Source organism: Hymenobacter ruricola, assembly GCF_015694525.1.
GTDB lineage: Bacteria > Bacteroidota > Bacteroidia > Cytophagales > Hymenobacteraceae > Hymenobacter > Hymenobacter ruricola.
The window spans coordinates 23,183-46,984 of sequence record NZ_JADQDM010000023.1 but is presented as its reverse complement, the minus strand read 5'-3'; the positions used below and the strand labels follow the sequence as shown (position 1 = coordinate 46,984).

The 23,802-nt window shown below is 66.2% G+C and carries 24 protein-coding genes; 13 read left to right on the top strand and 11 right to left on the bottom strand.

The genetic code is table 11. The features are described 5' to 3' along the window. Positions 1 to 146: 146 nt before the first annotated feature. From I2H31_RS23675 to I2H31_RS23665, 3 genes are all read right to left on the bottom strand, one after another. Positions 147 to 1,493, bottom strand: a complete 1,347-nt coding sequence (locus I2H31_RS23675; protein WP_196295540.1) for a YfcC family protein — start codon at positions 1,491 to 1,493, stop codon at positions 147 to 149. A gap of 165 nt (positions 1,494 to 1,658) precedes the next feature. Continuing rightward, complete coding sequence (locus I2H31_RS23670; protein WP_196295539.1) at positions 1,659 to 2,825, bottom strand: primosomal protein N' (replication factor Y) - superfamily II helicase; 1,167 nt, start codon at positions 2,823 to 2,825, stop codon at positions 1,659 to 1,661. Between the two features lie 142 nt (positions 2,826 to 2,967). Then, positions 2,968 to 3,963: an SPFH domain-containing protein gene (locus tag I2H31_RS23665; RefSeq protein ID WP_196295538.1), complete on the bottom strand. Its 996-nt coding sequence runs from the start codon at positions 3,961 to 3,963 to the stop codon at positions 2,968 to 2,970. 102 nt (positions 3,964 to 4,065) lie between these two features. Between I2H31_RS23665 and I2H31_RS23660 the strand changes: the two genes are divergently transcribed. From I2H31_RS23660 to I2H31_RS23645, 4 genes are all read left to right on the top strand, one after another. Then, positions 4,066 to 4,311: a hypothetical protein gene (locus I2H31_RS23660; RefSeq protein WP_196295537.1), complete on the top strand. Its 246-nt coding sequence runs from the start codon at positions 4,066 to 4,068 to the stop codon at positions 4,309 to 4,311. 60 nt (positions 4,312 to 4,371) lie between these two features. After that, positions 4,372 to 4,815, top strand: a complete 444-nt coding sequence (locus tag I2H31_RS23655; RefSeq protein WP_196295536.1) for an AAA family ATPase — start codon at positions 4,372 to 4,374, stop codon at positions 4,813 to 4,815. Beyond that, positions 4,812 to 5,570, top strand: a complete 759-nt coding sequence (locus tag I2H31_RS23650; protein ID WP_196295535.1) for a tRNA(His) guanylyltransferase Thg1 family protein — start codon at positions 4,812 to 4,814, stop codon at positions 5,568 to 5,570. The genes I2H31_RS23655 and I2H31_RS23650 overlap by 4 nt, the downstream gene beginning before the upstream one ends. A gap of 112 nt (positions 5,571 to 5,682) precedes the next feature. Further along, complete coding sequence (locus I2H31_RS23645) at positions 5,683 to 6,684, top strand: alpha/beta hydrolase family protein (RefSeq protein ID WP_196295534.1); 1,002 nt, start codon at positions 5,683 to 5,685, stop codon at positions 6,682 to 6,684. 10 nt (positions 6,685 to 6,694) lie between these two features. Here I2H31_RS23645 and I2H31_RS23640 read toward each other — a convergent pair whose 3' ends face one another. Then, positions 6,695 to 7,312 (bottom strand): S26 family signal peptidase, encoded by a 618-nt coding sequence (locus I2H31_RS23640; RefSeq protein ID WP_196295533.1) that lies wholly within the window; start codon positions 7,310 to 7,312, stop codon positions 6,695 to 6,697. Between the two features lie 157 nt (positions 7,313 to 7,469). Here I2H31_RS23640 and I2H31_RS23635 point away from each other — a divergent pair, with 157 nt between their 5' ends. Beyond that, positions 7,470 to 9,023: a glycosyltransferase family 39 protein gene (locus I2H31_RS23635; protein WP_196295532.1), complete on the top strand. Its 1,554-nt coding sequence runs from the start codon at positions 7,470 to 7,472 to the stop codon at positions 9,021 to 9,023. Positions 9,024 to 9,195: 172 nt separating this feature from the next. Beyond that, positions 9,196 to 9,654, top strand: coding sequence for a BLUF domain-containing protein (locus tag I2H31_RS23630; RefSeq protein ID WP_196295531.1), 459 nt, complete (start codon positions 9,196 to 9,198; stop codon positions 9,652 to 9,654). An 11-nt stretch (positions 9,655 to 9,665) separates the two neighbouring features. Here the strand turns inward: I2H31_RS23630 and I2H31_RS23625 are convergent, their stop codons facing one another. Continuing rightward, on the bottom strand, positions 9,666 to 10,184 hold the full coding sequence (locus tag I2H31_RS23625; RefSeq protein ID WP_196295530.1) for a 2'-5' RNA ligase family protein: 519 nt from the start codon (positions 10,182 to 10,184) through the stop codon (positions 9,666 to 9,668). Between the two features lie 285 nt (positions 10,185 to 10,469). Between I2H31_RS23625 and I2H31_RS23620 the strand changes: the two genes are divergently transcribed. Together I2H31_RS23620 and hutI are read left to right on the top strand one after the other, a co-directional pair. Further along, positions 10,470 to 11,498: a spore photoproduct lyase family protein gene (locus I2H31_RS23620; RefSeq protein WP_196295561.1), complete on the top strand. Its 1,029-nt coding sequence runs from the start codon at positions 10,470 to 10,472 to the stop codon at positions 11,496 to 11,498. A 42-nt stretch (positions 11,499 to 11,540) separates the two neighbouring features. Next, the gene (hutI, locus tag I2H31_RS23615; RefSeq protein WP_196295529.1) at positions 11,541 to 12,803 is read left to right on the top strand and encodes an imidazolonepropionase; all 1,263 of its coding nucleotides are present in this window, start codon (positions 11,541 to 11,543) and stop codon (positions 12,801 to 12,803) included. Between the two features lie 23 nt (positions 12,804 to 12,826). Here hutI and I2H31_RS23610 read toward each other — a convergent pair whose 3' ends face one another. Both I2H31_RS23610 and I2H31_RS23605 read right to left on the bottom strand, forming a co-directional pair. Further along, a complete protein-coding gene (locus I2H31_RS23610; RefSeq protein ID WP_196295528.1) occupies positions 12,827 to 14,470 on the bottom strand; it encodes an outer membrane beta-barrel protein in 1,644 nt (547 codons plus the stop codon). Continuing rightward, positions 14,467 to 15,036 (bottom strand): RNA polymerase sigma factor, encoded by a 570-nt coding sequence (locus tag I2H31_RS23605; protein WP_196295527.1) that lies wholly within the window; start codon positions 15,034 to 15,036, stop codon positions 14,467 to 14,469. Before I2H31_RS23605 ends, I2H31_RS23610 begins: the two co-directional genes overlap by 4 nt. 435 nt (positions 15,037 to 15,471) lie before the next feature. Between I2H31_RS23605 and I2H31_RS23600 the strand changes: the two genes are divergently transcribed. Beyond that, a complete protein-coding gene (locus I2H31_RS23600) occupies positions 15,472 to 16,281 on the top strand; it encodes a PhzF family phenazine biosynthesis protein (RefSeq protein ID WP_196295560.1) in 810 nt (269 codons plus the stop codon). Here the strand turns inward: I2H31_RS23600 and I2H31_RS23595 are convergent. Beyond that, positions 16,273 to 16,599 (bottom strand): hypothetical protein, encoded by a 327-nt coding sequence (locus tag I2H31_RS23595; RefSeq protein WP_196295526.1) that lies wholly within the window; start codon positions 16,597 to 16,599, stop codon positions 16,273 to 16,275. The two genes, I2H31_RS23600 and I2H31_RS23595, sit on opposite strands and share 9 nt — an antisense overlap. 412 nt (positions 16,600 to 17,011) lie before the next feature. On the opposite strand from I2H31_RS23595, the gene I2H31_RS23590 reads away from it, so the two are divergent. Continuing rightward, entirely contained in the window at positions 17,012 to 18,085 is a 1,074-nt protein-coding gene (locus I2H31_RS23590; RefSeq protein WP_196295525.1) for a tetratricopeptide repeat protein, read from the top strand. Between the two features lie 176 nt (positions 18,086 to 18,261). On the opposite strand, the gene ruvC is transcribed toward I2H31_RS23590, so the two are convergent. Next, positions 18,262 to 18,903 carry a crossover junction endodeoxyribonuclease RuvC gene (gene ruvC, locus I2H31_RS23585; RefSeq protein ID WP_262895811.1) on the bottom strand — a complete coding sequence of 214 codons (642 nt, stop codon included), beginning with the start codon at positions 18,901 to 18,903 and terminating at the stop codon, positions 18,262 to 18,264. 42 nt (positions 18,904 to 18,945) lie between these two features. Here ruvC and I2H31_RS23580 point away from each other — a divergent pair, with 42 nt between their 5' ends. The 3 genes from I2H31_RS23580 (at position 18,946) to I2H31_RS23570 (ending at position 21,792) form a co-directional block, all read left to right on the top strand. Further along, a complete protein-coding gene (locus tag I2H31_RS23580; RefSeq protein ID WP_196295524.1) occupies positions 18,946 to 20,034 on the top strand; it encodes a lysylphosphatidylglycerol synthase transmembrane domain-containing protein in 1,089 nt (362 codons plus the stop codon). Then, positions 20,031 to 21,179 (top strand): glycosyltransferase, encoded by a 1,149-nt coding sequence (locus I2H31_RS23575; protein ID WP_196295523.1) that lies wholly within the window; start codon positions 20,031 to 20,033, stop codon positions 21,177 to 21,179. The genes I2H31_RS23580 and I2H31_RS23575 overlap by 4 nt, the downstream gene beginning before the upstream one ends. A 91-nt stretch (positions 21,180 to 21,270) precedes the next feature. Continuing rightward, complete coding sequence (locus I2H31_RS23570; RefSeq protein WP_230688018.1) at positions 21,271 to 21,792, top strand: c-type cytochrome; 522 nt, start codon at positions 21,271 to 21,273, stop codon at positions 21,790 to 21,792. A gap of 19 nt (positions 21,793 to 21,811) precedes the next feature. On the opposite strand, the gene I2H31_RS23565 is transcribed toward I2H31_RS23570, so the two are convergent. After that, positions 21,812 to 22,978, bottom strand: a complete 1,167-nt coding sequence (locus tag I2H31_RS23565; protein WP_196295522.1) for an acyltransferase family protein — start codon at positions 22,976 to 22,978, stop codon at positions 21,812 to 21,814. A gap of 45 nt (positions 22,979 to 23,023) precedes the next feature. After that, positions 23,024 to 23,773 (bottom strand): phosphodiester glycosidase family protein, encoded by a 750-nt coding sequence (locus tag I2H31_RS23560; protein ID WP_196295521.1) that lies wholly within the window; start codon positions 23,771 to 23,773, stop codon positions 23,024 to 23,026. Positions 23,774 to 23,802: the final 29 nt, after the last annotated feature.

Sequence of the window (23,802 nt, the reverse complement as noted above, 5' to 3'; positions counted from 1 at the left end):
AATTGATTAATAGGATAGAAATTGCCTGTCATCCTGAGCGCAGCGAAGGACCTTCTCACATTTGCATAAAGCATTTCAACGTGAGAAGGTCCTTCGCTGCGCTCAGGATGACAGACGAGTTTAATTGCTTGATTAAGCCATAAGCATCACACCCCCAGCCAGATGCCGGCCACCACGCCCGCCGCGCCCAGCGCCAGCAGCAGCGCATACAGCGGCCACACGTAGCGCAGCCACTCATCAAACCGCAGCTTGCAGATGGCCAGAATGGCCAGCAGCGAGCCGTTGGTGGGTGTGATGAGCTCGCACAGCCCGGCCGCGTACTGAAACGCCAGCACCACCACCTGGCGCGAGAGCCCAATGAGGTCGGCCAGCGGCGCGAACAGCGGCATGGTGAGCGTGGCTTGCCCGCTCACGCTGGGCACGGGCAGGTGCAGCGCGGTTTGCACCGCCATCATGCCCAGGGCCGAGAGCGTGACCGGCAAATGCGCCAGCGGCGCCGACATGCCCTGCACGATGGTATCGACGATGTGGCCCTGCTCCAGCACCACGAAAATGGCCCGCGCAAACCCAATCAACAGCGCCGAAAAGGCAATGTCGCGGAAGCCCGTCACAAAGCCCTCGGCCGTGCCCGACAGCCCCAGGCCGCCCAGCAGCCCGGCCCCCACACCCAGCACGAAAAACAGCGCGCCCATCTGGTCGAAGTCCCAGCCCAAACTCACCACCCCATAGCCAAAAATGCTGAAGCACACCAGCAGCAACAGCAGCACCAGGCCGTGGCGGCCGGCGCCCCGGGCATCAGCGGCCACTTCTTCGGCGGTGATTTCCGGCGCCACGCGGTGGCGAATGGCGTGGCGCATCACGCCCGCAATCCAGAGCGCCACGGCCGGCAGCAGCAGCGCCAGCCGGTAGCCGCCGCCGGAGAGTAGCGGCAGGTGCGCCAGCTTCTGGGCCACGCCGACCTGGAAGGGATTTATTGGGCTGAACGCGGCCCCTACGATGGCCGCGCCCAGACTGGCCGCCACTGCCGTGATGACGGGATAGCCCAGCCGGCGCATGAGCACGAGCAACACGGGTATTAGAGCCACTATTTCCTCGCCCATGTTTTCCAGGGCGCCCATGGTGGCGAAAAGCAGGCTGATGATGGGGATGACGAGCACCTCGCGGCCGTGGGCGCGGGCCAGCAGCCAGTCCACGCCGTGGCGCAGGGCGCCGGTCTGGTCGAGCACGGTGAAGGCCCCACCGGCCAGGAAAATCAGGAAGATGACGCCCGCCGCGTCGGCCATGCCCTTGGGAATGTCGACCAGCATGTCGAGCGGACTGACGGGGGTGCGTTCCACGCGCTGGTAGGAGCCGGACACCACCACCTCGCGGCCAGTAGCTTTGTTTTTCTGGCGGGCAAACTGGCCGGCGGGCAGCACGTAGCTCAGTGCCGCCGCCAGCATGATGAAGCTCACCAGCAACACCAGCGGGTGGGGAAAGCGAAAAGTATTCATAAGAAAAGTCCGGGCGCCGCCCGTAAAAACGCGGCGCGAAGGTAGAGACGCAACAGGTTGCGTCTTGTCGTTGAACGAGGACGTTCGAACGATGCCCGAACGGCACGGTGCCGGTCGTTCAACGACGAGACGCAAAATATTGCGTCTCTACCTCGTTCTGGCAGCCTAGTGCCGGTACTCGAGATGCGTGGTGATGGTGGTGTGGCTTTTGGAGTCGTTCCAGGCGTAGAGGGCCAGGCCGCCCACCAGCAGCCCGAGCAGCACCAGCAGCAGCACTTTCCAGAAGGAGAGGGGCCGCGAGCCGCTCACCTTCCCCGTCTGCCCGTTCACCAGAAAATGGTAAAGCTTGCCGCGGTAGGTATACGCGCACAGCCACAGCGGCAGCAGCAGATGCTTAAACGACTCCTCACTGAACGTGGTGTCCACGCGCAGGCCGCGCTGGGTGTCGCCGCCCAGCAGCTTGGAGCAGGCGGCTTCCTCCCGTTCGCGCACGGTGGCACGGGCCAGGTCCAGGCCCTCGGCCAGGTCGATGGCATATACTTCGGCTTCCCAGCCCAGCAGCACGCGCGCGTCGTAGTCCACCACTTGCTGCAGGTCGTAGTTCAGCACCTCGTCCACGTGCTTCTGCTGGTGGGTCAGGCTGCGCGAGGCCAGCGTGAGCACGTCGTCGTAAAAGCAGTCGTGCACGCCGTTGCGATACGTCCAGCGGGTGCGGCGCTCCTGCCGGGTCACGCTGCGGCCCTTGCCGTCGGTGCTGCTCACCGTCACGTAGTAATAGTCGCCCCGCTCGCCGTCCCAGTCGGAGTGCGCCTGCGCATCAAACGTCCAGAATGGCAGGTAGATGCCGTGCAAATTATCCAGGTTGGCGGCTTTGGCGAGGTCGTTCGGCGCCAGCCAGCTCGTGCCAATCCAGCCGCGAAATCGGTCGGTGGCCGCCGTCCGGCTCAGGCGAAACGGCAGCACGCCGGCCGGCTCAATCAGCCGGGTGCGCTGGGCTTCGGGGTTGATGGCGCGGCTGCCGCAAAAGCCACAGCTCAGCGTCGGCTGGTCGGCCGCCACGCGGGTGCGGGCCCCGCAGCTCGGGCAGCTGAACAGCTGCTGCTCGGTGAGCAGAGCCGGGTTCAACTCGTGGTTGACGAGCAGGCCATCGAGCCGGTTTTCAACGAGCCGGTTGCGGCTGAACGTCAGGGCTTGCGTGGCGCCGCAGTGGCCGCAGCCCAGCTGCTGCGTGTCGGCCTGGAAAGCCAGCTGCGAGCCGCAGCCGGGGCAAGGCGCGCGCAGCAAATCCTTCTCGCGTAGCTGACGCAGGGTTGCTTCAGTGGCGGGGTCCATGGCGGGGTAGGGTGGGTTTGGGTTGAGGCAAGTAGGCCGTCATGCTGAGCTGGTCGAAGCATCTCGCGTGCAATGGTAATTAGTTACTCTTGCACGCGAGACGCTTCGACCAGCTCAGCATGACGCTCTGTTTCAGTAAGTTTTACAGCCGCGCCAGCAGCTCCGCTTTTTTGGCGTCGAACTCCTCCGGGGTTAGAATACCGTCGGCTTTCAGCTGACCGAGGTCGCGCAGCAGCTTCATCACCTGCTCGCGGTCGGCGCCGGCGGGCGGGGTGGCGGGGGCTTGGGCAGCGGGCGCAGTGGCGTTGCCCATCATGTTGCCCAGGCCACCCAGCAGCACCGCCGCCCCGCCGATGCCACCGTCCTGCTCGGCCGCTTTTTCCACGGCCAGGCCGGCCTGAAACTGCTGGAAGCGGGCCATGTCGCCGGCCATGTTCATCTGGGAGGTCTTGTCCAGGAAGGCTTCGACTTCGGCCGGCAAGCTGGCATTTTCGAGGTAGAAGCGCGTGAGCTCTAAGCCGTAGGCACCGAAATCATCTTGCAGCAGCGGGCGCAACCGCTCGCCCAGTTCCTGGTAGTTGCGGGCCAGGTCGAGCACCGAGACGTTGGCCTCGGCCAGGGTGTCCGAAAACTTGTTGACGATGGCCGAGCGCAGCTGCCCTTCCACGTCCGAAATGCGCACCAGCGAGTTGGTGCCGGCAAATTCCTGCAGGAACTTGGCGGCCTCGGTCACGCGCAGGGCGAAGGTGCCAAAGGCGCGGATGCGCACCTGCTTGAACTCCGGGTCGCGCAGAATCACCGGGTTGGGCGTGCCCCATTTCAGGTTGGTGAACTGCTTGGTCGACACGAAGTAGACGTCGACTTTAAACGGCGAGTCAAAGCCATATTTCCAGCCGCGCAGGGTGGTGAGCACGGGCATGTTGGCGGTGCTGAGCTCGTAGCGGCCGGGCCCGTACACGTCGGCAATGCGGCCCTGGTCCATCAGGATGGCCACCTGCGACTCGCGCACGGTAAGCTGGGCGCCGTTTTTGAGATTGTTTTCGTGGTCCGGAAATTTCCAGATGACGGTATCGGTTGAGTTGTCAACCCAGTCGATAATCTCAATCAGTTCGTTGCGAATAAAGTCGAAGAGGCCCATGATGCGGTCGGTTTCCTGGTGGCTAAATTTGGTGCAACCTAGCAATAATATTCGTTATTCCATATCCTTGCGGCTGCCCTTTCCCGTCGCCCTTCTGCTGCCATGACTTTCGCCGACTTCAAAGCCCTGCACCAGCGCCGCCAGGCCGAGCACCTCGCCCGGCACGGCACCTGCCTGGCCGAGCGCCAGGAAGACAGCTTCGACCTGACGCTGTTTGCGGTGGAGGGCTTTTTTGCCGAAATCTGGCGCAGCCGCGGCGAGGATTCCATCCTCTTCATCCACGTCTTCCAGAAGCCCGCCGGGCTGGGCGACTACCTGCGGCTGGTGCAACTGCCCGAATTGGGCTAGCGTGGTTTTCTTGCAAAGAGTTTACGGCATTTCGGTGCCCTGGCTCTCCCCTTAATTTCTATGCAGGCGCTCATTTTTTGCGGCATCCAGGCCAGTGGCAAAAGCACGTTTTACTGCCAGCGGTTTCTGAATTCGCACGTGCGCATCAGCCTCGACTTGCTGCGCACGCGCCACCGCGAAGCCCGGTTGCTGCAGTTTTGCCTCGAAACCCAGGCCCGGTTTGCCGTCGACAACACCAACCCCACCGCCGCGGAGCGCCAGCGCTACATCGGGCCGGCCAAGGCGGCGGGCTACGCCGTCATCGGCTATTATTTCAGCTCCTCGGCCGAGGCCGCGCTGCTGCGCAACCGGCAGCGGGCGCCGGCCGAGCAGGTGCCCGCTGCCGGCATTCGCGGCACGCGGGCCCGGCTGGAGCTGCCGAGCTACGCCGAAGGCTTCGAAGAGCTGTACTTTGTGCGCATTGACGACGATGGCCGCTTTGTGGTCGAGCCCTGGCACCTATGAGATTTGACGAACTGGACGCCCGCCTGCGGGTTTTTGAAACCGCCCACGACCACTGCGCCCTGCCCGGCCTCTACCTGGTGGCCCGGCTCGACGGCCGCAATTTCACCCGCCTCACCAAGGAAGTGCACGCGTTTGAGCGGCCGTTTGACGAGCGGTTCCGCGACCTGATGGTGGGCACCGTGCAGCACCTCATGCAGTGCGGGTTTCGGGTGCGCTACGGCTACACCGAGAGCGACGAAATTTCCCTGCTGCTGGACCCCGCCGAAGACACCTTTGGCCGCAAGCTGCGCAAGTACCAGAGCATTTTGGCCGGCGAAGCTTCGGCGAAATTTTCGCTGTTGCTGGGCAGCCTCGGCACGTTTGACTGCCGCATTGCGCAGCTGCCGCGCCGCACCGACGTGGTGGATTATTTCCGGTGGCGGGCCGAAGACGCCCTGCGCAATTCCCTGAACGCCCACTGCTACTGGCTGTTGCGGGGCGAAGGCGCGACCGAAGCAGGAGCCACGACCCAGGTGAGCGGCCTGCGCACTTCCGAGAAACACGAGCTGCTGTTTCAGCGCGGCATCAACTTCAACAATTTGCCCGCCTGGCAGAAACGGGGGCTTGGGTTGTACTGGCAGCTGGTTGAGCGGCAAGGCTACAATCCGGTGACGCAGCAAACCACCCAAACGCAGCGGCGCGAGCTGCACACCGATTTTGAGCTGCCCGTGCGCGAGGCTTATATGGAGTTCATTCAGGGGTTGCTGCTCGGATAAGTTGCCCGGCCGCAGCTTCCGCGTAGCGTAAACACGGCCGGATGCAACCGCCACGGCCTCACCGCGGACTTTGCGCCGCCCCGGCACCACTGCCCCGGCTTTTTGCGACCAGATGATGCGCTTTTGGGGATTATTACTGCTGCTGCTGGGCCGGCTGGCGCTGCCCGCCAATGCTCAAACCAACCCCACCGCGCGCACCGTCGAGGAGTTTGGCTACCGGCGGCAGGTGGTGATGTTCGGGCGCGACAGCGTGCAGGTGCTGCTGCTCTCGAAGCCCGGCGAAGAGAAACTCAGGAAGCCCTTGTTGCTGTGGGTGCAGGGCTCGCTGCCCACCCCGCTGCTGCTCTACGACCAGCGCGGGGCCTACCCGGTGTTTCCCTTTCACCCTAAAAAAGTGCTCGAAACCTGCCACCTGGCCATCGTCAGCAAGCCCGGCATCCCGCTGACGGCCGACGTGACCGGGAAAAACCCCAACGTCATCTTCCAGCGGAGCCAGCCGCCGGCCTACTACTGCGCCCGCAATTACCTCGACTACTACGTGCGGCGCGACGAGGCCGTGCTGCGCTTCCTGAAAAAACAGCCCTGGGTGGAGGCCGGCCGCGTGGTTATCGGCGGGCACTCGCAGGGCACGGCCGTGGTGGCGCACCTGGCCGCGGTGCCGGGGCTGGTAAGCCGCGCCGTGTACCTGAGCGGCAACCCCCTGGGCCGGCTCATGTCGATGCTGGCCGAGGCCCGGCAGGAGGCTGACACGGCCGCGGTGAACTGGATTTTTCGGCGCTGGCAAGCCGTGGTGGCCGACCCTGCCCGCACCGATTGCCAGGGCGACGACCCGCGCAACACCTACGGCTTCGCCGCCTCGGAGCTGCCCGTGCTGCTGCGCACGCGGGTGCCCGTGTTCGTGGGTTTCGGCACGCTGGACCACGGCGTGGCCGGCGACGACTACCTGCGCCTCGAAGCCACCCGGCAGCACCGCACCAACTTCACTTTTCGCGAGTACCCGGGCCGCGAGCACAATTTCTTCGGCTTCAAAGACGGCCAGATTAACTACGACGATTTCTACTGGGACCAGGTGGGGGAGGACTTTCTGCGCTGGGCGGGCTTGTGGCCGCGGTAGCCGGGCGGCCTCAGTCTTCCAGCCGGTCCACGTCGGTCAGCTGGCCTTTGTTCTGCATGATTTGCAGCTCGAACCGGCTCAGCGAAAACGACTCTTTGCTGTATTTGTTGGGCGCGTTGAGCTCGTCGATGGGGTGGTTGTTGTTGATGACGTACTCGTTGGCCACCACGTCCACGGTGGGGCCTTTCACGCCCACCACTTTCAGCAGCGAGTAGTTTTTGTCGTCGTCCTTGGCGCGCACCGTGTAGATGTCGCCCACGTGGGGCGCGGCCAGGAAGGCGTTGTTTTCGCGGTCGTTGCGCGCGCCGGCCACGGCGGCCCAGCCCAGGCCCAGCAGCAGCAACGCCGTGCCCGACCACGTCCAGAGCGGCATGCGGGTGTCCTGCTTCACGGCCCGCAGGGGCGCCTGCAGGGCCGCCGGCAGGGCTTTGTTGTCCCAGCTCATGTGGCAGCTGGTGCAGGCGGCCGCCAGCGGCTTGCTGAAGGGAAACAGCGGGATGTAGTAGACGTGGGCGTAGCGGCTGAACAGGCTCACGTGCAGGGTATCGGTGGCGGCGCAGAAGGGACAGGCCACGCCGGGCAATGGGGCCGTGCGCACGTGCGTGCCCTTGTAACCGTAAAAAATCATGAAATAGGTAGCGGGTTGGCCAGCGGCAAGGAGAAAAATGAGGTGGCTAAAGGTAGCACCCGGCGGGCGCCAAACCAGGCTTTTGGTGGCCCATTATGAAGGAGGCGATGCTTGCTGCCGCACAACGCAGCAGGCCGCCGGTGCTACCTTGCCAGACATGAAACGCTTCCTGCCGCTCGCCTTTGCCCTGGTCAAATTTGTGTCGGGCTACTTGCTCACCAGCTCTTACTACGACCTGCACCGCGACGAATACCTCTACCTCAACCAGGGCCAGCACCTGGCCTGGGGCTACTTGGAAGTGCCGCCGCTCATTGCCGCGCAGGGCTGGGTGACGCTGGCGCTGGGCGGCCAGGAGGGCTGGGTGCATTTCTGGCCGTTTCTGTGGGGCGCCGCCACCGTGTACCTGGTGGTGCGGCTGGCGGGGCGGCTGGGCGGCGGCTGGTTTGCGCAGGCGCTGGCGGGCACTTGCTACCTGGGCACGGCCTTTGCGCGGCTCAATCTGCTGTTTCAGCCCAATTCCTTTGAGGTCTTTGGGTTTGTGCTGGCGCTGTACGCGTTGGTGTGCTACGGGCAGGAGCAGCGCCCCCGCTACCTCTACCTGCTGGGGGCCGCGCTGGGCCTGGGCTTGCTGAACAAGTACACCACGCTGTTTTTCGTGGCCGCGCTGGGCGGGGCGCTGCTGCTCACGCCCGGCCGCCGCCTGCTGCTCAGCCGGCACTTCTGGGGCGCGGCGGGCCTGGCGCTGCTGCTCTGGCTGCCCAACCTGCTGTGGCAGCTCCGCCACGGCATTCCGTTTCTGCACCACATGGCGCTGCTCAAAGCCAGCCAGTTGGTGCATGTCGACCCCGCCGATTTCTGGAAATCCCAGCTGCTGTTTTGCCTGCCGGCCGTGTGGGTGTGGGTGCCGGGGCTGCTGGCCCTGCTGCTGGGGCGCGCCTTCCGGCCCTACCGGGCGGTGGGCTGGGTGACGGTGCTGGGCGTGGGCCTGCTGGCCGTGCTGAGCGGCAAGGACTATTACGCCCTGGGCTACTACCCGGCGCTGTTTGCCTTCGGCGCGGCGTTTTGGGAAACGCGGCTGACGCGCCTGGGGCCGCGCCTGGGCCTGCGCTGGCCGCGGGTGCTGCAGCCGGTGCTGGTGCTGCTGCCGCTGGCCTTTGTGGGGCTTTTCGCGCCGTTTCTGTTTCCGTTGCGCGGCCCGGCGGCCATGGCGGCCCTGCGTCCCCGGTTTGCCAAGCTGGGCTTTTACCGCTGGGAAGACGGCCAGGACCACGCCCTGCCGCAGGACTACGCCGACATGCGCGGCTGGCGCGAACTGGCCGCCAAAACCTGGGCCGCCTACCAGAGCCTGCCCGATTCGGTGCGCGCCCACACCCTCATCCACTGCGCCAACTACGGCCAGGCCAGCGCCATCAACTACTTCAACCGGCACCACCCACTGCCGCCGGCCAACAGCCTCAACGGCAGCTTTATCTACTGGTACCCGCCGGTTGAAGATTGCCGGGCCGTGCTCATCGTCGACGACGAGCTCCACCCCGAGCTGGCCCCGCATTTTGCCAGCTACCGCCGCTTTGGCGCCGTGGCCGACCCCTACGCCCGCGAGCGGGGCACGGCCGTCATCATCGGCCTGCGGCCCGATGCCGCGGTGCTGGCGCTGGTGGCCCGGGAGCGCCGCGCCGAAATAAGCGCTTGGGAAGGGCCGTCCTCCAAGTAGCCGCCGTCGCGGCCGGAGCTACGTAGTTGTCCCCATTGAGGAGGCCCGCCCGCGCCGCGCGGGCGCCGACTTTTTTAATTCTCATACGTAGTACTACGCAGCAGTTCGCGGCCCGTTATTGGGCCCAAAAACGGCCTTAGGCGGAGAATCAGGCACTATTTGGAGGATTAACATGGCTATTCAACAACTGATTTATTGCAGCACTGCTACCCGCCCTTTGAACGAAGACGAGTTGGTGCAGTTAGTGGGACAGGCGCGCATCCACAACCACAGCCAAGCCATCACGGGGCTGCTGTTTTACGACGGCGGCAAATTCCTGCAAGTGCTGGAAGGCGAGCCCGCGGTGGTCGATGGCTTGTACGCCCACATTGCCCACGACCCGCGCCATACTGGCCTCACCACCGTGCTCGACGCGCCGGTGCCGGCGCGCAACTTCCCCGAGTGGAGCATGGGCTTCGGCCAGGTCGATTCGGCCGCCCTGGCCCGGCTCCTCGGCTACCTCGACCCGCGCTGCCGGGCGGCCCTGCTGCCCCGCACCTGCAACGTCCAGGAAGTCATCGCCGACCTGCTGCGCGATTTCATGGCCGAGCAGCCGCCCGCGCCCCGCCGGCCCCGCGCCGTTTGGCACTGACCCTCTGGTGGCTAGCCCGCGAAGGCGAACTTGGCCACGCTTTCCCACGGCCCCTGGCGGTAAGCCCACAGGTGCAGCCCCGTGCCCACGGCCTCAAACGGCACAAAGGCGGGCTGCAGCGCGGCCAGCAGCTGCCGCGCCGCCTCGGGCGTCACCTTGTTTTGGATGGTGACGTGGGGCTGGAGCTTCTGCTGGTCCTGCGGCGTGAGGTGCGGGGCAAAGTCCGTTTGCAGGCGGCGGTGCAGGGCACGCAGCTCGGCGTTTTCGAGGGTGAAGGCCACGCCCCGGCCCAGCGAGCGCAGGCCCGTGACCTGCAGCGGCAGCGGCGATTGGGCGCGGCACAGCGCCTGCAGCTTCTCGCTCAAGCGGGCCCGCTCCGCGCCGGGCAGGTGGTGAAACAGGGTGAGGTGAGCCGCCAGGTAATTAATGTGGGGAGGAAAATGCTGGCGGCGCAGGTCGTTGAAATACGTTTGGGTGGCGTCGTCAAGGGTCAGCGTGAGGATGAGCGGAGCGTCGTCGGCAGGGAGCATGGGGCAGGGAAAACGGGATGCCGGTGAGTACGCAAGCCGGGCTTCATCGGGCCAGGTTTGCCGCTGGAATGGTTACGCCGTGCCCGTCGGAATTCGTGAATAAAAAGGCACTTATTCGCGAATCAGGGCCTTTTTACGGACTTAATTCCGGCCGGAAAGCGTTGCATAACTATCCGTCATTAACCTGATTTTATGCTCGCTGCCGGCTCTCTCATTTCGCTTTCCGATACCCTGCTCACCGACGCGCCGGCCCTGGCGCCCCGCACGCACCCGGCCAAGCTCTGGCTGCCGCAGCGCGTGGTGTTCACGCCCGATGCCCTCGACGAGGAATTCGGCCAGCAAATCCTGGCCCGCGTCTCGGCCCAAAACCTGGAAGTGGAGCTGCTGAAAAGCAACCGCCTCACCGGCCTGCGCGACCCCGGCGGCGACGTGCGCGCCACCTACCGCACCGCCAAAAACACCCTGGCCGTGGTGAAGGCCCCCGCCGGCGCTCTGCGCCTGCAGCCCACGCCGCCCTCGGCCGACTGGCAGCTCAACCTCGCCGAAGGCTGCCCCGCGCACTGCCAGTACTGCTACCTGGCCGGCTCGCTCAGCGGCCCGCCCGTGGTCAAGGCCTTCGCCAACCTGCCCCAGCTGCTGGCCAACACCGCCGCCTACGAGCAGCCCAGCCGCGTCGTCAGCTTCGAGGCCAGCTGCTACACCGACGTGCTGGGCATCGAGCACCTCACCGGCAGCCTGGCGGCAGCGGTGCGGCATTTCGGCCAGCGCGAAGGCGCCCAGCTGCGCTTCGTAAGCAAGTACGACCACATCCATTCGCTGCTGGGCCTGCCGCACCAGGGCCGCACGCGGGCCCGCTTTTCGCTGAACGCCGAGCCCGTGGCCCGGCGCCTGGAAGGCGGCACGGCTTCGGTAGAAGCGCGCATGCAGGCCCTGCGCCGGCTGGCGCTGCCCGTAGCCCAGGGCGGCGGGGGCTACCCCGTGGGCGTGGTGCTGGCGCCCATTATGCCCATCCCCGGCTGGCAGCAGCACTACGCCGAGTTGCTCGACCGCCTGCAGGCGGCCCTGGATTTCGACTGCGACCTGACGGTGGAGTTCATCACCCACCGCTTCACGCCCGGCTCGAAGGACGTGCTGCTGCAATGGTACCCCAATACCAGCCTCGACCTGGCCGAGGAGGGCCGCGCCGTGAAGCGCAACAAGTTCGGCGGCCTGAAATACGTGTACCAGCCCGAGCAGATGCGCGCCATGAAAGCGTGGTTCTACGCCGAGTGGCAGCGCCGTTTCCCCGCCGCGCCGGTGCAATACTGGACCTGACGCCTGTGGCTTAATGAGGAATGGAAGGCCTTACTTTGCCGCATGCTTCCTTACACCCTCGTCATTCAGCACGCGGCCCAGGTGCTCACCCTGGCCGGCGGCCCCCCCGACCGGCCCCTGGCCGGGCCCGACCTGCACCACTGGACCATCATCGAGCGCGGCTACGTGGCCTGCCAGGGCGATAAAATCGTGGCCGTGGGCCCGATGGATGAGCTCAACCTGGCCTGCATCACGCCCGAAACCCGCCTCGTCGACGCTACCGGCTGCGTGGTGATGCCCGGCCTGGTGGAGTGCCACACCCACCTCGTGTTCGGCGGTAATCGGGCCCACGAGTTCGAGCGCAAGCTGCGGGGCGAGTCCTACCTCGACATTCTGGCCAGCGGCGGGGGCATCCTGAGCACGGTGCGCGCCACCCGCGCCGCCTCGGAGGACGAATTGCTGGCCAACGCCCTGCACCACCTGGACGGCTTCCGGCGCTACGGCGTGACCACGCTGGAAGCCAAAAGCGGCTACGGCCTCGACCGCGACACCGAGCTGCGCCTGGTGCGGGTGGCCCGCGAGGCCGGCCGCCGGCAGCCCGTGCGGGTGGTGCCCACGTTTCTGGGCGCCCACGTGGTGCCGCCTGAGTTCAAGGAAGCCGGCCCGCGCGCTTACGTCGATTTCATTCTGCGCGAGGTGCTTTCCGACCTGAAAGGGGAGGCCGCCTACGTGGACATTTTCTGCGAGGAAGGCGCGTTTCCGCTGGAAGTGGCGCGCTATTTCCTGGAGCAGGCCCACAAAATGGGCTTTGGCCTGAAGATTCACGCCGAGCAGCTGCACGACCTGGGCGGCTGCGAGATGGCCGCCGAGCTGGGCGCCGCCAGCGTCGACCACTGCGACTACCTCACGCCCGCCGCCGCCGCCCGCATTGCCCAGCGCAGCCAGGGGCGCACCGTGGCGGTGCTGCTGCCGCTGGTGCCGCTGTTTTTGCGCCAGGAGAAGTACGCCCCGGGCCGCGCGTTCATCGACAACGGCCTGCCCGTGGCCGTGAGCACCGATTTCAACCCCGGCTCGTGCCCCAGCAAAAACCTGTGGCTGGCGCTTTCCGTGGCCTGCCTCAAGATGGGCTTCACGCCGCAGGAAGCCGTGGCGGCGGCCACGCTCAACGCCGCCTGGGCCATTGGCCACGCCGCCGACTGCGGCAGCCTCGAACCCGGCAAGCGGGCCGATATCCTGGTGCTGAACGTGGGCAGCGTGGCCGAAATCCCGTATTGGCTGGGCGAAAACCCGGTGCGCGAGGTGGTGCTGGGCGGCGCAATGCAGTAGGCGCCGCGGCGGCCCGCCCGCGCTCAGCGCCAGTCGTAGGAAACGCCCAGCACCACGCCGGCCCCCACCAAATGCCGCGGCGTGAGGCCGGAAGCGGGCTTCGACAGCGAGTTGAGGAAGTACGTGGCGCTGGGCTGGGCCAGCAGCTCCAGGCGCGAAGCCAGCCGGTAGCGCAGGTCGAGCCCGCCGCTCACCGACAGGTTGAGCGTGCGGTTGGGCCCGGAGTCCACCGTATTCCACGCGTGTTGGGCCACGTCGGCGCCCGCGCTGCGGCCGCCCAGGTACAGGGCCGCGTCGGCGCCGCCCAGCAGGCCGTAGCGCAGCTTGCCGCCGGCCCGGCCCAGGGCGTAGCTCAGCCGCACGGGCACCGTGAGGAAGCGGTAGGTGTCGCGGGAGCTGACGGGGGTATAGATGTAGTCGAAGGCGGGCTGGGGCGGCGCCGAAACCACCGGGCCGGGGGACCTTCTGGTGGCCGTGAGCACATCGTAGGTCCGCTGCATGGCGTATTGCTGGTAGCCCAGCCCCGTGCTGAGGCTCCAGCGGCCGTTTAGCACCCGGCGCACCTGCAGTGCCAGCGCGAAGCCGGTGCGGGCTTCCTCGGCCCGTTCGCGCGCGGTGCCCGCGGCGTTTGCATCCAGCGTATTGGGAACCGGACCGGGGCCGTCCGGCGCGGCGGCGGTCAGGTGGCGGTAAGTGTAGGCCGGGCCGCCCAGCAGCTGCACCGCCCACCGGCGCGGCCCCGCGGCTTTGGCGGCGGGCAGCGTATCGGCGGGCAGCCGCGCCGGCCGGCCGGCCATTACGCCCGTCGGCAGCGCCGCTGGTCGCAGCGCCAACGGGCTGACGAAGGCGGTTGAGGCCGGCATGTTTTCACTAAAGACGGCTGCCACGGCCACCGGTGGCGCGACGGTTGCCGCCGCTGACGTGGCCCCAGGCCCCTTTCCCTCCGCAGCCGGCCCAGTTGCAGCGGGGCGTTTGGTCGCGGCCAGCAGGGTGCGCCTCGCGGCGGCAGTTTCAGCCGCTACGGCGCCAAGAGCCGGGCCCCGGTGCGACGGTGCTGTGCCTTCGGCGTCCACCCCGGACCGCCCGGCCGGCCCATTCGGCCGGCCCGCAAACCGGTGTTTTCGGGAAGATTCGGAAGTAGTAGCCAGCGCCATCGCCGAATGGGTCGAAACTGCCAGGCCGTGGTTGGGGCCGCCGCCCGGGAGGCCGGCGCTGGCATCAGCACGAACTCCGGCCTGCGCGGCAACGGCTGCCGGAGCCACGGCGGGTGCCGCCGATTCTTGCGTTGCAGCAACTCCGGCCGCAGTCCGCGCCGCCGGGGCGGAAGCCGTGGCCGGAGCCGGAGCCGCGTCGGTGTCGCCGCCCGCCGCCGGCCGGGGCGGGCGGTGGGCCAGGCCTTCCGGTTGGGGCCGCACGGCCTGGCGGGCCGTGCCGGGGCGTTCGCGCCGATGCTCCCACTGCCAGGTGGCCGCCCCCACAAAGGCCAGCAGCACCAGCAGCAGGGCCGCGGCGGCGCGGCGGCGGCGCTTGCGCAGCTGCGGCGCGGCCACGGGCGGCGGCAGCTGCGCCCGAATGGTGGCCCACAGCGGCGCGGGCGGCTCCTGGCCGTAGTCGGCCAGGCGGCGGCGCAGGGCATCGTACAGGTCGTCGGGTTCGCGGTCGGTCATGGCAATTGGGGGTGATGGTGGGCCGCTAAGCGGGTTTCGAGCAGGCGGCGGGCCCGCGCCAGCTGCGATTTGGAGGTGCCCTCGGCAATGCCCAGCAGCTCGCCGATTTCCTGGTGCGAGTAGCCCTCCACGGCGTAGAGGTTGAGCACGGTGCGGTAGCCGGGCGGCAGCGTGGCCAGCAGGGCCAGCAGGTCGGCGGCCTGCAGCTGCTCCACGGCCGAGGGCTCGGCGGCGGGCAGGTCGGCGGCTTCGGCTTCGAGGTCGGCGCCGGGGCTGGGGTGGCGCAGGCGGTGCTGCTCCAGGGCGTGGAGCGAGGTGGTGACGGCAATGCGCCGGGCCCAGGCCTCGAACGGCCCCTGGCCGCGGTACTGGTCGAGGCGGGTGAAAATTTTAACGAACGTGTTTTGCAGGGCGTCCTCCGCTTCGGCCCGGTTGGGGCAATAGCGGAGGCATACGCCCATCAGGGCATAGGAAAGGCGTTGGTAAAGCCGATGCTGCGCGGCCGATTCGCCCCGCCGGCACGCCGCCAGCAAGGCCTCATCAACCGGGGCATGGGGAGGCGGCATGCAGGAAAAAAAGTGAAAAGCGGGCCGTACGCCACCCGCCTTGTGAGGCCATGACCGGCGGCCGGCCGGTTCGGTTGCGCGGGCATTAAAGATATTTTGAAATAAATCAGTCGGACCCCGGCGCGCCACCCAAAAAACCCGGGAAGCCGGGCTTTTTGGGCGGAATTCCGGGGTCGGACCCCGGCGCGACGCCCAAAAAACCCGGCCCGCCACCAACAAAACCTGGCGTCCCGGCTAAAAAACCCGGCGGGCCGCCCAAAAAGCTCGGAATCTCACCCAAAAAACCCGGCGCGCCGCCCCAAAAGCCTGGGGCTTCGGGTTTTTTGAGCGACGCGCCGGGGTCCGACCCCGGCGTTCCGGGGTTGGACCCCGGCGGCTTTTGCCCCTTGCGCCGTATTCTTGCCCCTGCCTTCCACCGCTTTTCGTTTGCCCGTGATGCGCTATTTCCACGTCGACGCCTTCGCCCAAACTCCCTTCACCGGCAACCCCGCCGGCGTGTGCCCGCTCGATGCTTTCCCGCCCGCCGGGCTGATGCAGCAAATTGCGGCCGAAAACCACTTGGCCGAAACCGCGTTCATCGTGCCCCGCCCCGAAACGACGGCCGAGTACGACATCCGCTGGTTCACGCCCACCGTCGAAATTGACCTGTGCGGCCACGCCACCCTGGCCGCCGCGCACGTGCTGTTCACGCACCTGGGCTTTGCCGAAAAGCAAGTCACCTTCCACAGCCAGAGCGGCCCCTTGCGCGTGGCCCGCGAAGCCGACGGCCGCCTCACGCTCGACTTTCCCTCGCGCCCGCCGCAGGAGCTGGCCGCGCACCCCACCGGCCTGGCCGACGGCCTGCGCGCCACGCCCCTGCACGTGCTGGCGGCCCGCGACCTGCTGGTCGTCTTCAGCACCGAGGCCGACGTGCTGGCCCTGCGCACCGACTACGCCCGCATTGCCGCCCTGGAGTACGTGGGCGTCATCGCCACCGCGCCCGGCAGCCACGGCATCGATTTCGTGTCACGCTTTTTTGCGCCCCGCGTGGGCGTGCCCGAAGACCCCGTGACCGGCTCGGCCCACAGCACGCTCATCCCATATTGGGCCCGGAAGCTGGGCAAAACCGAGTTGCGCGCCCGCCAGATTTCCCCGCGCGGCGGCGACCTGTGGTGCCGCCTGCGCGAGGGCGGCCGGGTCGACATCAGCGGCTACGCGGTGACGTATGCGGCGGGGGAGCTGCGGGTGGGGGCAGAATTACTTTAGCACCGCCTCCCGCTGCCGGCTAAGTTCCGCGTTGATTTTGGCCTGCTTGCGGTCGTTTTTCTTAAGAGCGTGCTGCGCCTTTTGGTGGGAACGCCGCGCCTTTTCCTCCGGCGTACGGAACAAGGGAATCAGCGGCATTATCCGTTTCGAGCCGCTGTTGCCGCCCGTCGAAGCGGTGGCTCGCTGCTGCGCTTCAACTTCGGCGGCGGCGTTGGCGTGGTGCTGCGACAAGGATTCGGTGCCACCAGGACCGTATTGAGCGCGGGCGGCGGCCGGAGCCAAGGCCAGCACGGTCCCCAGGAAAAGGATGTTTTTCATGACGTTCATCTCACCAGCTAACAGCCCGGACACCCGCGCGAAGGCTGTGTAAACGACTACGTTGCGGACTGAATTAAGTTAAATCGCCCGAGCTGCTTTGCGAACGGCCAAACTTTGCCAGACCAAATTAAGACCATAAGTGAATTGTTTCAGTTGGCGCATAGCCAACTCATTGAACGAAATGCCTGAATGGCCGCATTCAGCAGCCGGAAGGCTGAGCCCGGATACGCGCCCAGCAGCTTCGCCCGATGGCGCCTGCAGGAATTGGCCCCCGCATGGCATGATATCAGCGGCTACGCGCCGGCGCATGTGGCCGCGGGAAATTCACGTTGGCTAATTCTTATAATAGTGGTGCCTAGCATTATCGCTTTGCTTGCTACCTTGTCGGCTTATCCGTAGTCCCCGGTTTTTTATGAAAGCATTGATTGCATGGCTGCTGACGTGCAGCGTGGGCGTGGCGGGCGCCCAAACCAGCAGCCCCGCGCCCGCCCGCGACGTGGTGGCCGAAGGCGTGAAGCTCTACGACCAGGGCAAGTACGACGAAGCCGTGGCCAAGTACCAGCAGGCGCTGGCCGCCGCGCCCAAAGACGAAGTGGCCCTGAGCGAGCTGGCCCTGGCCTACAACGCCCTGGGCCGCAACGCCGAAGCCGTCGACATTTGCCAAAAGCTGCTGAAGGCCAACCCCGACTCGGACGCCATGGTGTACGTGACGCTGGGCAACAGCCTCGACGCCTTGAAAAAGCCCAAGGAAGCCACCCGCGTCTACGAGCAGGGCCTCAAGCGGCACCCCAATTCCTACGAGCTGTATTTCAACGAAGGCGTGGCGCAGGCCACCAGCGGCCAAGCGCCGGCTTCCATCGGCAGCTTTCAGCAGGCGGTGGCCATCAATCCGCAGCACGCCAGCTCGCACATGAGCCTGGGCCTCATGCAGCTGGCCAGCCAGGCGCGGGTGCCGGGCATTCTGGCGCTGGCGCGGTTTCTGGTGCTGGAGCCGCGCGGCCCCCGCGCCACCCAGCGCCTGCCGCAACTCGACCGGGCCATGACGCTGGGCGTGAAGCAAACCGGCGAAAAGGCCACCACCATCACCCTGTCCAGCGCCGCGCTGTCGGGCGCCAACGGCAAAAGCAACGGCCCGGACAATTTCGGCCCCGCCGAGCTGATGCTCTCGCTTTCGGCGGCCACGGCGCTGACCAAGGAAGCCAAGCCGACCACCGACATCGAGCGTTTCGCCGCGCAGTTCAGCTCCTTGTGCGAAACCCTGGGCAGCCTGAGCGACAAGCAGCAAGCCGGCTTCACCTGGAATTACTACGTGCCCTATTTCGTCGAAATGCAGAAAAAAGGCTTCGTGCCGGCGTTCGCCTACCTCGCCCATTCCACCCAAACCGAGGTGCCCGAAGTACAGCAGTGGCTGACCGCGCATCCCACCGAGGTGCAGGTGTTTCAGGAATGGTCGAAAAACTACGCCTGGCCCAAGGCAATTCATTAGGGTCGGCAAGCATTAAGCAAGAAGAGGCGTCCTTCTAAGTCTGAACGTCATGCAGAGCGCAGCGAAGCATCTCTACCGAGGAAGTAAATAATTTACTCTTCGCGGTAGAGATGCTTCGCTGCGCTCTGCATGACGTTCGTTTTTGTTGAGTTTGCCCCCACGGCCCCACCCGAAAATCAAGCCGTTTTGCGGGGCGCCTTCTTAGTAGTGGTGCTGGCGCCCAGCCGCTCGGGGTTCTCGGCCAGGAACTTACCCCAGCTTTTGCCGCCGCTGGCCGTCACGTTGTTGCCCCGCATGTAGTGGTGGCACAGGGCCACGGCCAGCGCATCGGTGGCGTCCAGAAACTTGCTGGCTTCGGCCACGGGCGGCAGCTTCAGGGTCTGGCGCAGCATGTGGGCCACCTGCTCCTTGGTGGCCGAGCCCGAGCCCGTAACGGACTGCTTCACCTTGGTGGGCGCGTACTCCACGTAGGGAATCTGGCGCGAGAGGGCGGCGGCAATGGCCACGCCCTGGGCCCGGCCCAACTTCAACATGCTCTGCACGTTCACCCCAAAAAATGGCGCCTCTATGGCCAGCTCGTCGGGCAGGTACTCGTCGATGAGCTCCAGCATGCGGTCGAAAATCCGCTTTAGCTTTACGGCGTGATTCGACCCCAAGGCCTTCATGTTAATGACGTCGTAGCACAGCACGTCCACGCGCTGGCCCCGCACCTCAATCAGGGCGTAGCCCATAATCTGGGTGCCGGGGTCGACGCCCAGAATGATTTTGGGCAGCAGCTCGACGGCGGGAGCGGGGCGGGGGCGAAGGGGAGCGGGCAAAACGAGGGCGGTAAAAAACAGGAAGCCGGCAGCGCACTCCCTTTGCAAAGCTACGACGCAGGCACGGCCGCGCCGGAAAGCGCTGGCGGCCCAACGCCGCCCAGCCCAATTGCCCCCGCAACCGCGCCGGCCCCCGAAAAAGGTCCCGGTGCCCGCAAATGGGGCCGCCTGGTGTTCTGGGGCAAAATCGGGGTCACGCTGCTCACGCTGGGCCTGCTCTATAATTCCATCTTCGCGGCGCCCGACACGGCCGCGGCCTGGCGGCAGCTGCTGGCCACCACGCTGCGCGGGGCCGGCCGGGGCCCGGTGCTGCTGGCGCTGGCCTTGGTGCCCCTCAACTGGGGCCTGGAGGCCTGGAAATGGCACCGCCTAGCCCGGCACCTGGAGCCCGTCACGTTCAGGCGCAGCTTCCGGGCGGTGCTGGTGGGCCTCACGCTGGGCTTCGCCACCCCCAACCGGGTGGGCGACTACGCCGGCCGCATCATTGAGCTGAAAAGCCGGCGGGTGAGTGCCCTGGGGGCTGTTTTCCTGGGGCGCTACTGCCAGCTGGTGGCCACGGTGCTGGCGGGCGTAGCGGGTTTGCTCTACTTTCTGCTGACGTTTTATTTGAGAGGTTACCCGGCGGCCGGGCTGGGCGTGGTGGTGTCGGCGGCCCTGATTGGCGGGCTGGTGCTGGTGCCGCTGTACCGCTCGCGGCTGCTGCTGGCGGCGCTGGGGCTGTGGCGGCCCTTGCGGCGGTTTCGGCCGGCGCTGGCCATCATGCCCACGTATCCGGCGCGGGCGCTGCACGCGGTGCTGGCTCTTTCGGGGCTGCGCTACGGAGTATTTTGCGCACAGTTTCTGCTGCTGCTCAACGCCTATGGCGTGGCCTCGCCGCTGGGGCCGGGGCTGGCGGCGGTGGCGGGCACGTTTTTGTTGAAATCGTTGGTGCCCTCGCTCAATGCGCTGGCCGACGTGGGCGTGCGGGAGCTGTCGGCCACGCACCTGTTTGGGCTGCTGGGGCAACCGGCGCTGCCGGTGCTGAGTGCTAGTTTGAGCTTGTGGGTCATCAACATTGCCCTGCCCAGCGCGGCAGGCCTGCTGCTGGTGCCGGGCCTGCGGGTGCTACGCGAGAAACGCGCCGGCCGATGATGGGCGTGGGAGTGGCGCTGCTGGTGCTGCCGACGCTGTATGCGGCCCTGATGCTGTGGCTGCGCGGCGGTTGGGATGCTGCGCTTAATGAGGAATTAGGAAGGAGAAATGAGAAATTATCGGACAATAATTCCTCATTAATATTCTCTGTTCTCATTGCCGCCCGCAACGAAGCAGAAAGCCTGCCCCAGCTCCTGCGCGACCTGGCCGCCCAGACGCTTCCGGCCGGCCGGTTTGAGGTCCTCATCGCCGACGACCACTCCACCGACGCCACCGCCGCACTGGTTGCCGCCGCTTCCGCAGCAACGTTCCCCCTCCGTCTCGTTTCGCTGGCCGCCCCCGAAACCGGCAAAAAAGCCGCCCTGCAAGCCGCCCTGCAAGCCGCCCGCGCCCCTTGGCTGGTGTGCACCGATGCCGACTGCCGCCTCGGCCCCGGCTGGCTGGCGGCGTACGCGGCGCTTATTGCCCAACGGCAAGACGCCAATTTCATCAGCGGACCCGTGCTGCTCACGGGGCCAGATACGGTTTTCAATAACCTCATGGGGCTGGAGTTTGCCGGGCTGGTGGGCGTGGGCGCCGCCTGCCTGGCGCGCCGGCAGCCCACCATGTGCAACGGCGCCAACCTGGCCTACCGCCGCGCCACCTTCGAGGCCGTGGGCGGCTTTGCCGACAACGCCCACCTGGCCAGCGGCGACGACGAATTTCTACTGCACAAAATTCACGCGGCTTTTCCCGGCACTGCGCATTTTCTGGCCGATGCCGCGGCCATAGCCCGCACGGCCGCGCCAGCTACTTTGCGGGCGCTGCTGCGGCAGCGGGTGCGCTGGGCCAGCAAGTGGCGGCACTACCAAAGCCCGGCCTCGCGCCGCCTCGCCCTGCTGGTGCTGGGCGCCAACGTGGCGCTGGCCGCCGGGGTGGGAGCGGGGCTAGCCTGGCCGGCGCTCTGGCCGTGGGTGCTGGCCGCCTGGGCCATCAAGCTCGGCGCCGATGCGTGGTTTCTCTCGCCGGTGCTGCGGTTTTTGGGGCGGCGCAGGTGGCTGTGGGGGCTGCTGCCGCTGCAGGTGCTGTACGCGCCTTATGCGCTGGCCGTGGGCCTGGCGGGCTGGCGCGGCAGCTACCAATGGAAGGGGCGGGCAGTGAAGTAGTTATAGTGAAGATAAATCGACCAAAAAACTGCTTCAAGGGGCTTGGATGGTAAATTTGCCGCATATATATTCCACCTAACCCCCGGTACTCATGCGGTTCAACTCGGTTGGTTTCGCCCTTTCGATGGGCATGGCGTTGATTGTCGTGCTAATTGGTTTCACCCTGCTAAGCGCAGCTGGCTTGGCGGGCTTTGCAGCCGAGTCCGCCGTCGCCGCGGCCCCAGTTGTTGCCGACAGTGTTGTTTTTAGCTGTAAAGGCGCGGGCCTCCCAGCTTCCGCTGGCGCGCCGGCTGATTTATCCCCGGCTGATGTCGGAATGATTGTTGCCGGCGATGTCCTGTTCAAGAACAACTGCGCGCAATGCCACGCGGTGAACGAGCAGGTGGTGGGCCCGGCCCTGGCCGGCATCCGCCAGCGCCGGCCCGTTTCTTGGCTGATTCCGTGGGTGAAAAACTCCAGCAAAGTGGTGGCCAGCGGCGACGACTACGCCGTCGCCCTCTTCAATAAATACAGCAAGCAGCAAATGCCCTCCTTCACCCTTTCTAATAAGGAAATTACCGCCATCCTGGCCTACGTCGCCTCGCAGGAAGGCATGGCCGTGGCCGTCCGCTGATGAGCCAGTGGCCCAGGCGCTACACCGCCGCCTTCAGGGCCACGGGCCGGGTCAGCCGCTCGCGCAGCCGCAGAAACGGCGTTTCGAAATAGCGGAACGACAAGCTGCTGAGCGCCACCGTGGGCCCGAGCGTGACGGCCACCATGAGCACGGCTTTGCCCAGGCTGTCAACGACGATGTGGCGGTCGAGGCAGTACTGGAACGCCATGTGAATGAAGAGGATGTGGAACACGTAGAGGCCGTAGCTGATGCGGCCCAGGTAGGCCAGCACCGGGTTTTCGAGCCGGATGGCGGAGCCAGCCGGCAGAAAAACGGCGATGATGAGCGCAAACAGCAGCGCCACCGCGGTGGAGCGAAAAATGTTGAACAAGCTGCCCGCCGCGTAGGGCAGCGTATCGGCCTGGCACACAATGACGAGCAGCGCCCCGGCCAGCAGCAGGTAGCGCACCGGCAGCCGAATGCCGTTCAGGCGGGCCGAAAACCCGGCGTAGTCCACCGCCACCCAGTAGCCCAGCAACCCGCCGATAGCAAACTCGTCGAGGTGGGTGAGCAGGTCATTGGTTTCCATCTGCACGTTGTTGGGGAAAACGAATGGCTCCAGTGCCCGAAACGCGTAGGCCAGCGGCAGGCAGGCCAGCAGAAACGTGAGAATGTGCCGCCGCGGCACCAGAAAAATGGCGGCCACCCACACCAGGTAAAAATGCTCCTCGATGCACAGCGACCAGAACACGGGCAGCGGCGTGGTGCGCGGGAAGTTGTCCATCAGCAGCATCTTGTAGTTTTCCAGAAACGTGAACGAGAAGCGCCAGTCGGGCACGTAGCCGCCGCTCACCATGTGCAGGCCCAGGCGCTGGGCCAGGTCGTCGGGCACCAGAAAAGCCAGCAGCACCCCGGCGTAGAACAGCGGCCAGATGCGCAGGCTGCGCCGAATGAGGAAGCCCCGGGCGTCGACCTGGCCCCGGGCGCGCTTGTCGGCCACCAGCAGGTAGGTGATGAGGAACCCGCTCAGCACGAAGAAAAACTGCACCCCGATGCCGCCGCCGCGCTTCAGATAATTGAACAGCGGCGACTCGACCTGAATGGGCACGTGAAACAGGTAAACCTTGAGAAAGGCAAAAAAGCGCAGCGCTTCGAGCGAGGCAAAATGCAGCTTGGCCGGGGGCGCGGGGGCGGGAGACGGGGGCATTGACGCGAAGGGAGGAGAGCGGCAAGATAACAGCCATGCCGGCCGCTACTGCCGCACCGGGCGGACCGTGGCTTCGGTGACGCCGATAATCACGCCGAAGTCACCGTCGGTCTGGGTCTGGCGGGCGCCGTGCTCGTAGCTGCGCGACACGAAGCCGTCGAGATAAAGCGCTTGCCGGCAGCCCGCTTGCCGGAAATATTCGGCGAAGTCGTAGAAGTTTATTTTGCGGCGCGACATGGCCAGCAGCACGCGGCCATCGGGCAGCAGGCCCACCCCGTTGCGGATTTGGCGGTTGGCCGAGCCCGCCCGGAAGGCCGGATGCAATTGGCCGTCGACGACCAGCATGGGCCCCGATTGGGTGGCGTAGGCCACGCGGGGGCTGGGGCGGAAGTCCGCACTGGGGCAAATGTGGGCAGCGCTGTCGGTGGTGAGGTAGAACACGCCGTTGGGCTTGAGGTAGAAATTGCCGGCACCCGCGGCGGTGTCGAGGGGCATGATGGTTTCCCCGGCCTCAATAAACAGGCCCTGGGGCGCGTACTGCGGGTTGAACATGCCCGCATTCATGGCAAAAACCAATTTCTGGCCCCGCGCGCCCAGCCAGCTTTTCAGACCCTCCAGGCTCCGGAACCGCTGGCCGTGTTCGTCTTTCCAGTAGAGCCTGAGCGGGGTGCGGCGCACGTCGGCGCGGTAGCTAATGAAGGGCGAGGTGCCGACCAACTGGCGGGCCAGGGGAATAAGCAACCCCAGCAGCACCGGCGCCAGGGCCGCAAGCAGCAGAACCTTGTACTTGTTCATGGCAATAAAAAATGACGGGCCGGGGCCGG